This is a genomic window from Methanomicrobium sp. (genome assembly GCF_055145805.1).
Genome location: NZ_JBSREC010000002.1, coordinates 1 through 8,594 on the forward strand (window position 1 = coordinate 1; position 8,594 = coordinate 8,594).

At 35.9% G+C, this 8,594-nt stretch carries 13 protein-coding genes; 5 read left to right on the top strand and 8 right to left on the bottom strand.

The annotated features are described in order from the left end of the window. The coding region (locus ACTB1O_RS00080; protein ID WP_462993098.1) for a 3'-5' exonuclease at positions 1-530 on the bottom strand (530 nt) is incomplete at its 3' end. Between the two features lie 226 nt (positions 531-756). Between ACTB1O_RS00080 and ACTB1O_RS00085 the strand changes: the two genes are divergently transcribed. After that, positions 757-1,533, top strand: coding sequence for an NYN domain-containing protein (locus tag ACTB1O_RS00085; protein WP_462993099.1), 777 nt, complete (start codon positions 757-759; stop codon positions 1,531-1,533). 284 nt (positions 1,534-1,817) lie between these two features. On the opposite strand, the gene ACTB1O_RS00090 is transcribed toward ACTB1O_RS00085, so the two are convergent. Together ACTB1O_RS00090 and ACTB1O_RS00095 are read right to left on the bottom strand one after the other, a co-directional pair. Beyond that, positions 1,818-2,285, bottom strand: a complete 468-nt coding sequence (locus ACTB1O_RS00090) for a GNAT family N-acetyltransferase (RefSeq protein ID WP_462993100.1) — start codon at positions 2,283-2,285, stop codon at positions 1,818-1,820. An 80-nt stretch (positions 2,286-2,365) separates the two neighbouring features. After that, positions 2,366-2,524 carry a hypothetical protein gene (locus tag ACTB1O_RS00095; RefSeq protein ID WP_462993101.1) on the bottom strand — a complete coding sequence of 53 codons (159 nt, stop codon included), beginning with the start codon at positions 2,522-2,524 and terminating at the stop codon, positions 2,366-2,368. A 175-nt stretch (positions 2,525-2,699) separates the two neighbouring features. On the opposite strand from ACTB1O_RS00095, the gene ACTB1O_RS00100 reads away from it, so the two are divergent. Both ACTB1O_RS00100 and ACTB1O_RS00105 read left to right on the top strand, forming a co-directional pair. Continuing rightward, positions 2,700-2,918, top strand: coding sequence for a type II toxin-antitoxin system HicB family antitoxin (locus tag ACTB1O_RS00100; protein WP_462993102.1), 219 nt, complete (start codon positions 2,700-2,702; stop codon positions 2,916-2,918). A 4-nt stretch (positions 2,919-2,922) separates the two neighbouring features. Then, positions 2,923-3,138, top strand: a complete 216-nt coding sequence (locus tag ACTB1O_RS00105) for a type II toxin-antitoxin system HicA family toxin (protein WP_462993103.1) — start codon at positions 2,923-2,925, stop codon at positions 3,136-3,138. A gap of 13 nt (positions 3,139-3,151) precedes the next feature. On the opposite strand, the gene ACTB1O_RS00110 is transcribed toward ACTB1O_RS00105, so the two are convergent. Further along, the gene (locus ACTB1O_RS00110; RefSeq protein ID WP_462993104.1) at positions 3,152-3,754 is read right to left on the bottom strand and encodes a 3'-5' exonuclease; all 603 of its coding nucleotides are present in this window, start codon (positions 3,752-3,754) and stop codon (positions 3,152-3,154) included. Between the two features lie 177 nt (positions 3,755-3,931). Between ACTB1O_RS00110 and ACTB1O_RS00115 the strand changes: the two genes are divergently transcribed. Further along, positions 3,932-4,099 (top strand): type II toxin-antitoxin system HicB family antitoxin, encoded by a 168-nt coding sequence (locus tag ACTB1O_RS00115; RefSeq protein WP_462993105.1) that lies wholly within the window; start codon positions 3,932-3,934, stop codon positions 4,097-4,099. A gap of 207 nt (positions 4,100-4,306) precedes the next feature. On the opposite strand, the gene ACTB1O_RS00120 is transcribed toward ACTB1O_RS00115, so the two are convergent. The 3 genes from ACTB1O_RS00120 to ACTB1O_RS00130 all read right to left on the bottom strand — a co-directional run bounded on the left by ACTB1O_RS00120 (position 4,307) and on the right by ACTB1O_RS00130 (position 7,031). Next, entirely contained in the window at positions 4,307-4,915 is a 609-nt protein-coding gene (locus tag ACTB1O_RS00120; RefSeq protein ID WP_462993106.1) for a TIR domain-containing protein, read from the bottom strand. Between the two features lie 165 nt (positions 4,916-5,080). Beyond that, positions 5,081-6,034 carry a hypothetical protein gene (locus ACTB1O_RS00125; RefSeq protein ID WP_462993107.1) on the bottom strand — a complete coding sequence of 318 codons (954 nt, stop codon included), beginning with the start codon at positions 6,032-6,034 and terminating at the stop codon, positions 5,081-5,083. Next, positions 6,012-7,031 (bottom strand): hypothetical protein, encoded by a 1,020-nt coding sequence (locus ACTB1O_RS00130; protein WP_462993108.1) that lies wholly within the window; start codon positions 7,029-7,031, stop codon positions 6,012-6,014. The genes ACTB1O_RS00125 and ACTB1O_RS00130 overlap by 23 nt, the downstream gene beginning before the upstream one ends. 158 nt (positions 7,032-7,189) lie before the next feature. Between ACTB1O_RS00130 and ACTB1O_RS00135 the strand changes: the two genes are divergently transcribed. Then, entirely contained in the window at positions 7,190-7,942 is a 753-nt protein-coding gene (locus ACTB1O_RS00135) for a hypothetical protein (RefSeq protein ID WP_462993109.1), read from the top strand. Between the two features lie 10 nt (positions 7,943-7,952). Here ACTB1O_RS00135 and ACTB1O_RS00140 read toward each other — a convergent pair. Continuing rightward, on the bottom strand, positions 7,953-8,594 hold a 642-nt coding region (locus ACTB1O_RS00140), incomplete at its 5' end, for a TfuA-related McrA-glycine thioamidation protein (protein WP_462993110.1).

Here is an 8,594-nt window from a genome sequence, read left to right on the forward strand (position 1 = left end):
TGAGCACCTTCGAATGATTCGCCAAACAGCCTCTCATGCAGTTCAGTAAGTTCAGGCCACTTAAATTCCCCTAAAATTCCGGGGAGTGCACAATAATCGATGACAGATTCCGATTTCATTGTACAAATGGATTTTTTATTCCCGATCTTGTTTTTTAGTCCGTATCGGATGATTTCACAGTTTATAACCGGATAATTAAAATCAAAGTTATGAGCTATCAGGTATTCTGATTTCAGGGCATCGTCCATAAACGCACCAAATACCTCGCTGCCTGCGAGACCTTCCCTTTCTGCCTTATCTTTTGTAATACCGTGAACGGCAACGGCATCCTGCGGGATTTCAAAATCCCCGGGATACACAATTTCATTATAGGAGCTTATCTGATTCCCTCTTTCTGAATATCTGTAAAATGCTACCTGAACAACTCTCGGCCAGTTTTCCAGATCCGAAACAGGGGCATTATAGCTTTTTGGAAGCCCGTTTGTTTCGACATCAAAAAAGAGATACATGATGCGTTTTTCAGCGGGCATTATATATGTAATTTTTGTATAAAAGTAAGAAGTATAAATGGAGAGGAAGGAGAACTTTTTTCCCGGATTTTCTAAAACCTTTTGTAAACACTGCTGCGGTGCCCGGCCTCAATCACATGAATTACCATCACATCATCCGGAACAGATATTACGACCCTGTAACTGCCCTTTATTCCAATAAAAAACGGATAGATAATTATATCGTCGAAACCTCCAATTATCCATTATGGAGCATATCGCACCTACATTCGTACAGCAAAAACGTCTTGCAGTCTTAATTGATGCAGATAATGCCCAGCCTGCAATCATCGGAAATCTTCTCGAGGAAATTGCCAAATATGGTTCTGCGACAGTAAAAAGAATATATGGAGACTGGACCACACAACGGCTTGGCGGGTGGAAGGACTCTCTTCTTAAATATTCAATTCAGCCTATTCAGCAGTTCAATTATACAACACATAAAAATTCTACAGATAGTGCATTAATCATTGATGCGATGGATCTCCTTTATGCCAGAAATGTTGACGGGTTTTGTATTGTGTCCAGCGATAGTGATTTTACAAGGCTTTCTTCCAGATTGCGTGAAACCGGCATGATTGTTTACGGTTTCGGGGAGCAAAAAACACCTAAACCTTTTGTTGAGGCGTGTGACAAATTCATTTATACAGAAATTTTGCGGGCAGATTCGGATAAAATAATTAATGAACCAATGCCGGAATCCATTCACAGGCGGTCCACAATAGAACTCAAAAATGATACAAATCTTGTGAATCTTTTGCGTAACAGTGTTGAAGACGGATCTGAAGAAGACGGCTGGGCAAATCTTGCAACAGTCGGGCAGATTATTCAGAATAAAGCACCGGATTTTGATTCAAGAAATTACGGATTTAAAAAACTCAACGAAATATTCCGAAAAATAGGGCTGTTTGACATTATAAATCAGGAAAATAAAGCTTTAAATGTGAAAGTTGTTTATGTCCGGGATAAAAGAGGAAATAAGTAAAGAACAATATCCCGGGGGGAAGAAAAAATAAAATCTTCATCTCTTTTTTTCAGATTCTACAAAACCCCTCTATCTTTCAGTTCAAAAAAGCAGCGGGCACAGGCTCTTACATCTGCGCCTGAATATTCATAATAATTATAAAAAAGCTGAATTTCAACCCAAAACAACTCACAAGAAATTCTTGTCAGTTCGTCGTAATGATGACAGGGATGTGGCTTCTTGAGGATATCACAGAATCAGGGCAGGAACTTCCAAAGTCAAATGTTACCTAAGAGACATCTCAATTAATATTCTGTTATATCGCTTTCTTCTCTCTCATCTTCTAATTCACATACAGTCCTGTGAAAATCCCTGTAAAGAGAGATAGTGTCATGATTCTTTCGGGTTGCCCTTTTAAAACCAAATTTTTCATAAAATTCAACGGAATCAGGTTTAGAATCTACAGTAAGGATTCTTACACCTACATATCCTGACAATACAATTGCAATCTGCATAGTCTTTAAAAGCATTGCACGGCCAACACCCTGCTTTTGATAGCGGTTGTCGGTTGCAAGTCTTGCAATCTTTAGTGCCGGATATCTGCGATAAGGATATTCAGAACTACCATCCCCAAAATGAATTGCTTCTACTTCGATACTGTCGCTTACAAGAGTGAAATATCCGACAATAGTATTTTGCCATTGAATAAACCGGGTAACAGCCAGCCTTTCCTCCTGATAATGAATAGCATCAACATGAAGAAATTCATTCAAATCGGGATTGCCACATTCAAAATCGGATAAATCAATATCCGAGTCTAATATTGAAAAAGAGAACTGATTAAAAGGAATATTCATACTTTAGAAGAACTGCGTGAACTTTTTGACAAACGCAATGCTTCCTTTAGGAGTTTTTTGCCTTCATCGGTGTCATCGGGATGCTCCATGTATTCATGGAATCTGCGGGCATCAGCACCTTTTAAAGACAAACCCAGTTCTATTTGTTTTGCCATTTTTTCCCTCACCTCATTATATTTATTCTCCCTGCATCATATTAGGGAGATGTATAACATACCTGTATAATATGGCATTATTAATATTAATATCTGTTTTTCCGAGAAATATTCAGGTTCATTTACATTACATACTAAAAAGTTATAATCTGGTAAAATAAGATACAGAATAACAATGACTCAGTACAGTGTCATAATTGAGAAGGATGAAGACGGCTATTTTGCCCACGTTCCCACAATTTCAGGATGTTATGCACAGGGCGACACCTATGAGGAAGCACTTTCAAATCTTGAGGATGCCATAAAACTTCATCTTTGTGATATCGCAGAATCAGGGCAGGAACTTCCAAAAACACATCAGGTCAGTCTTACGACCATAGAAATTTCCGGTTAAGACTATGAGTAAAACTCCCCGTGTTGACGCATCTAAAATCTCAAAGGTACTTGAAAAACATGGTTATGTGTCAGTCCGACAGAGCGGGAGTCATAAAATCTACAAAAATTCTGAAGGAGTCAGGGTAACTCTGCCTGTACATTCAGGAAAAATTGTACACCCAAAAATACTCAATAAAATTTCAGAGGACACAGACATCCCTCTAAATGAATTCAGCTGAATCACTTTTTTTATTATAGAATTCCCAACTCTTTTAATTCAAAAAAGCAGCGTGCACAGGCTCTGACATCAGCACCGGCATCATGTGCACCGTCAAAAGTTTCGCCGAAGAGTATCTGATGAAGTTCCATAAGTTTCGGCACCTTATACCCGCCGTTCTTTCTTGGAAGTGCACAAAATTCCTTTATTGATTTCGGCTTCATTGTGCAGATCCCCTCCTTTTCCAGAATTTCGTTTTTCAGACCATACCGGGAGAGTTCTGCACACACAACCGGATAGTCAAAATTCAGATTATGGGCGACGAGATATTTTGAATTTTTAGCTTCGGAATTAAACGCAGCGAATACCTCTGCACCGGGAAGTCCTTCCCGGAGTGCTCTTCTCTTTGTTATCCCGTGAACTCTTACGACCTGCATCGGGATTTCAAAATCCTCCGGGTACACAATCTGACTATAAGAGCTCATCTCTTCCCCGTCCTCTGAATATCTGGAAAAGGCAATCTGAACAACCCTCGGCTGGATTACCGGATTTAGAGATGAACTGCCCAACGGAGTGCCTGACGGACTTTTCCTTCGCCTCGGGAGTCCGTTTGTTTCGACATCGAAGAAGAGATACATTAGTGATTACTTTTAGGGGCGATAAGGATATACAGGTTTTCGGGCATGGTTGGAAATTGGGATGTAAAATTTCTGAATTGAGGCAATTATTCCTGCGGTTAAAATGTCATTAACTCATGTTCAGATACTTCACATACTAAAAAGTTATAATCTGATAAAATAAGATAAAGGATAACAATGACTCAGTACAGTGTCATAATCGAGAAGGATGAAGACGGCTATTTTGCCCATGTGCCTGTAATTCAGGGATGCTATACGCAGGGCGATACCTATGAGGAAGCCCTTTCAAATATTGAGGATGCTATAAAGCTTCATCTTGAAGACATTGCAAAGTCTGCATCATAATTTGATTCTAAAAAAAGATGAAAAATATCTATTTTTTCATTTGTTTGTAGCAGAAACAAAATTTGGGAGCAGAGGGAGGCCTGTCCCTCCCTTCTGCGACCTGTCGCTTTGCGGGGGAGGGTTTTAAGGGAGGGGGACTCTCCCCCTCCCTTTATCAGAATTATTTGTATCTAAAAAAATGAAAAAAATTAATACCGGACGAGAGAATCACTCCCAGTTATCCCCGGTGAGATCATCTGTAAATGAAGGATATGAATTGTCCGGAGCAACTGAACTGAGTCTTTTAAATGCTTCATGAACTGAATTCTGGATGACTAAAAGATTAATATCCCAGGGATACATCTTTGCAAATCCGTTTTCAATATTTTTGGATAATCTCGGAGGGATGGTATCGTGGGTATACTGATGATTCTCTAAGTCAGAGTAATCCGGCAGAATAATTCCCAGAAGTCCGGAACGCGGATTTGATTCAGTCTGACATATACTCGCCTCAATTTCTCGGTCGACATGCTTCTTCTTCCAGGTATCCTTTCCGACCAGAACAACAGTAACGACTGAGTCCTGCAAGGTTTCATCCCGTATTTTCTGCAAAACTGCATCGGCAGCGGCAGCGGCACCGGCAGCGGCACTGGCATCAGCCCCCGAATCAATATTTTTTATATTAGTTATATCCTTTATATCCGTTATCTGAGCTGAATCAACTGATTTTACTGTTGAAATTTCAGAACACGCTATTATATTTTCAAATTGATCCCGGTATTTTTGATCATTTTCATGGTCATAGCTTACAAAAACTTTGTAGTCCTTTATTGCCATCAGTTAGAATTTATTTTTTATAATTATTATATTGCTCAGCCGGGGTGGTGTGTTTTTTTGAAGGGGTTGGTGTTGTTTTTTTGGGATTTATTTGTTTTAGAGATTGTGAAAGAGATAGATTTTGGGTGGTTGGGTGTTGGATTGGATTTATGAAGGGGAAAATAGTCACTTTTTCATTTCACCAAATTTATCTTCAAAAGCTTGAGAAAATTCTTGTGACTTATATATAATTGTACCTGATTTCGCAGGACTATCGACAGTCAGATCAGTTCTATTTACTATTCGCATTTTTTCAGGTAATGGAACCAAACCTAATGCTTGGAACAAATTTCCCCATTCACAATTATGTAGCCTAAAATCCTTTGATTGACTCCGATCAATATAATGCAAAAATTTCATAGGCTCTAAAAATTGTCGCATTTCATTTAGCCATTCTGTAAATCCCTTTTGTTCACAGAGTCTTTTTAATCTTTTTTGTTCCATTTTCCATTTATATATTTGATGGGGATCTCGTTCTTGCAATAATTTAGATTCCGCAGATGATAATTTTTTTAAAGAAGGTGCAATATTTGTATTTATTTGCTCTTTCATATACACATCTACACAGACAGGATAATCATCTATATCTATCTCTGAAAAACCTTTTAAAAGGCTATCAGGATCTTTTAATAATGCAGTTAAATTATATTTAGTTCCATCTTCCAGAGGTTCTGGTGAAGATCTTGATTTTATCAGTCCTTCAAAAAAATCAGAATCCATAACACAACTTACTTCACATCTAAATTGATCATATTGTGATAATTTGTTCAGATCAAGAGTAATCAGATTATTTTCTTTAGATACTGCATCATATATTCGCCCACCATATGGTTTAATGCCCCATACTTTTATATCATAAATTTTTTGTGCATCAAATTTTTGAATTCTTTTTGAACGATCAAAAGCAAATTTTGAGAAACGATTATCTACAGTTATTGTTGTATTGTATTTTCCTAAACCATTCATGCAGTCAATGTTCAAACTTTCATACTTTTCACCTTTAAACCATGAAAAGACCTCTTTTGAAATCTCTAGGAAAGTCTTTGCATCTTTTATATTAGGAGTTAATAGCGGAGTCATTTTTAATCCTTATAATAGAAATAAAATCCTTTAATGGAACTGTTCTTTTTTTATCACTATCTACAGTGACTTCAAAAAAATCTTCGTTTGAATTAATATTTTCCCACATTTCTTCACGCTCAATAATATTTTGATAGGTTATTTTTCCTTTAAATGTATTTTTTCCCTCAAGAATTTCTAAATTTAAAAATGGAGAATTTAAAAATACTTTTTCAGCAGCTAAGGATTCAAAATACTCAATAAAAGGCCGGATTACTTGGTTTAAAATGTCGGATTCAGAATTTACTGCATTATAAAATACCCTCCCCAGAGCCTCTTTGAACTCATCCTCCATTTTATAATTTTGAATTGCTATACCTAATTTTTCTAAATATTGTTGTCCAGACAACTTTTCTGGTTTATGAAATAAATCATCGAAAAAAATCAATAATGGATTATCAGGATATTTTAGTTTTAATTCATCAAATCCTTTAATTAAAGAATTGATGAGTTTTTCCATTGAATTTTGAATTTCAATAGGCAATACTAATTGAAGATCAGAATCAGCATCTGTTTCAATATCAATAAAAACAGTTGTAGAACCAGTTAGCTCAAATTTTAATAATGGTTCATCCTGAGATAATAATTTAGAGGGCAATAATGGCGAAACTTCTAGACAGGTAGTATATAATGTCCTTTCCTCATATAATTCAAAAGTTGTTCCATCACATTTATGAATAGTAATTTTTAACAAACCCTTTTTAAAAGGAACATCAGTTTTATCTGTTTTTAAAGAACCTCCAAGATAATTGTCTTTTTTTAAGTCACTCTTTAAAATTTTCAAATTATCAGTAGAAAACTCATCTCTTACATTATATAATTCGCATATCCCCGAAAAACCAGAATATTCAATGTTGATTTCTTTGAGATCGTCATCATCCCATAATAAATAAAACGGAATATCCTCCCCTTGAACAATATCATTTGAAAGATATAATTCAAAACCGTCTTTTTTCACAAATTATAATTGATTACCATAATTAAATAATATTTGGATGATTTTTCTAAGTGATGAATATGTATTATGCTTCCAAAGGAATATAAATCAATTCTATAATATTCTTAAATAAACTTTTACTATTTGACAACCAAATTTATTTAGAGGACTCCTTGATAATGCAATCTCAAAATTCATCATTACTAGTAAATAATGGAGATAATTCGAATCTCATTGCACTTATAAAAAATTATGAAATGTTTGAAAGAGTGAGAGAGAAAACAGAACTGGAAATATATCTTGGAGAATTAAAAATAAAATTAAATAAATTATTAATTAAGAAAAAGGCTTCTTCTTTAATTCAAGAGCCTTTATTTTTTAAATTTTTCAATATAATACCATCTAAATTTTTTATAGATGAAATTGACGATAAAATATTAAATCTTGAATCTGAACTAAAGGAAGCAAATTTACTAAATAAGAATTATGAAGAAATTCGAAATAGAATTATTTCATTATTTAAGATATTAGTTATTGAAAACGACGAATTTCAACAAAACCAAGAAATCGAAAGTTTGAATGCTTTAATCCAAAAAAATATATTCTTTGTATGGGATAAATCAATAAATTACCAATTACAAATTCTAAATTCTAGAATAAAATCGGGAGTTAATTTTCTAGCTCATATGAGTGATTCAAGAATAAAATATGAAAAATTAAATCAAAAATTTAAAAAAATAAATGAGGAAATTGATAGAGAAACAAAACTTGAAAATTATGAGACAATATATCACGATTTACTTGACTGCATTAATGAAACAGATATCATAATTGAATATTCAAAAATAAATGGAATTTTTAAATTTTTAGAAATAATTTTAGCAGTTATAGGAATAATTTTAGCGATTGTAATGTATTATCACTGGATTTAAAAATAAATAATTACCTAACCCCATCCCTACAAACCCTCAAAACCTCTCTGGCATCCTCTTCCTTCTGCGAGAACGGATGCTCCTTCAAAAATCTTGTAAGCCGCTCAAAACACTCACCCAAAATCTCCCCGGCCAGACGGGCATCCTTTAATACCCTGCGATAAGTCCGCTGCGGGTAGTAAATCCCGGATGCTGTTCTGATCAAAACGTCCTGATCGGCGGCTGTAATTATACCTCCCCTGACTGCTCTCTCAAAGTTGATCCTCATATCAACAAGAGCGTCGGATACAGCCTCATTTGAAAACGGATCACAGGCGAGTGCAACCTCATCATCGCTCTCAATTACACCGTCCCTGTACATCTCAAAGATTCTCCCGACACCTTTCATCCCGAATGACTCCATCTCACACGCCCGAAGAGCACCCATCGAGGATGAGCCGTAAACGGAAATCTTTGATTTAAGTGCCGCTAAAATCTCGCGGTGGCCTACAGAGCAGTCCTGGAAAAAAAGACCGTCAATTATACAGATTGCCTTTGGTCTCTCACTTACTGCTGCCTCAAGATCGCCTCTGCTCACCGGCGGCCTGTAATCAGCTAAGGACTCCGGAAGAATCCGAACAGCCTCACTCTTTTTCAGACTTGGCCCTAAGTA

What these genes read in the sequence shown, in the direction of transcription:
- ACTB1O_RS00085 (WP_462993099.1), top strand. Translation starts at nt 757, where the DNA reads ATGGAGCATATCGCACCTACATTCGTACAGCAAAAACGTCTTGCAGTC.
- ACTB1O_RS00095 (WP_462993101.1), bottom strand. Translation starts at nt 2,524, where the DNA reads ATGGCAAAACAAATAGAACTGGGTTTGTCTTTAAAAGGTGCTGATGCC.
- ACTB1O_RS00100 (WP_462993102.1), top strand. Translation starts at nt 2,700, where the DNA reads ATGACTCAGTACAGTGTCATAATTGAGAAGGATGAAGACGGCTATTTT.
- ACTB1O_RS00105 (WP_462993103.1), top strand. Translation starts at nt 2,923, where the DNA reads ATGAGTAAAACTCCCCGTGTTGACGCATCTAAAATCTCAAAGGTACTT.
- ACTB1O_RS00110 (WP_462993104.1), bottom strand. Translation starts at nt 3,754, where the DNA reads ATGTATCTCTTCTTCGATGTCGAAACAAACGGACTCCCGAGGCGAAGG.
- ACTB1O_RS00115 (WP_462993105.1), top strand. Translation starts at nt 3,932, where the DNA reads ATGACTCAGTACAGTGTCATAATCGAGAAGGATGAAGACGGCTATTTT.
- ACTB1O_RS00120 (WP_462993106.1), bottom strand. Translation starts at nt 4,915, where the DNA reads ATGGCAATAAAGGACTACAAAGTTTTTGTAAGCTATGACCATGAAAAT.
- ACTB1O_RS00125 (WP_462993107.1), bottom strand. Translation starts at nt 6,034, where the DNA reads ATGACTCCGCTATTAACTCCTAATATAAAAGATGCAAAGACTTTCCTA.
- ACTB1O_RS00135 (WP_462993109.1), top strand. Translation starts at nt 7,190, where the DNA reads ATGCAATCTCAAAATTCATCATTACTAGTAAATAATGGAGATAATTCG.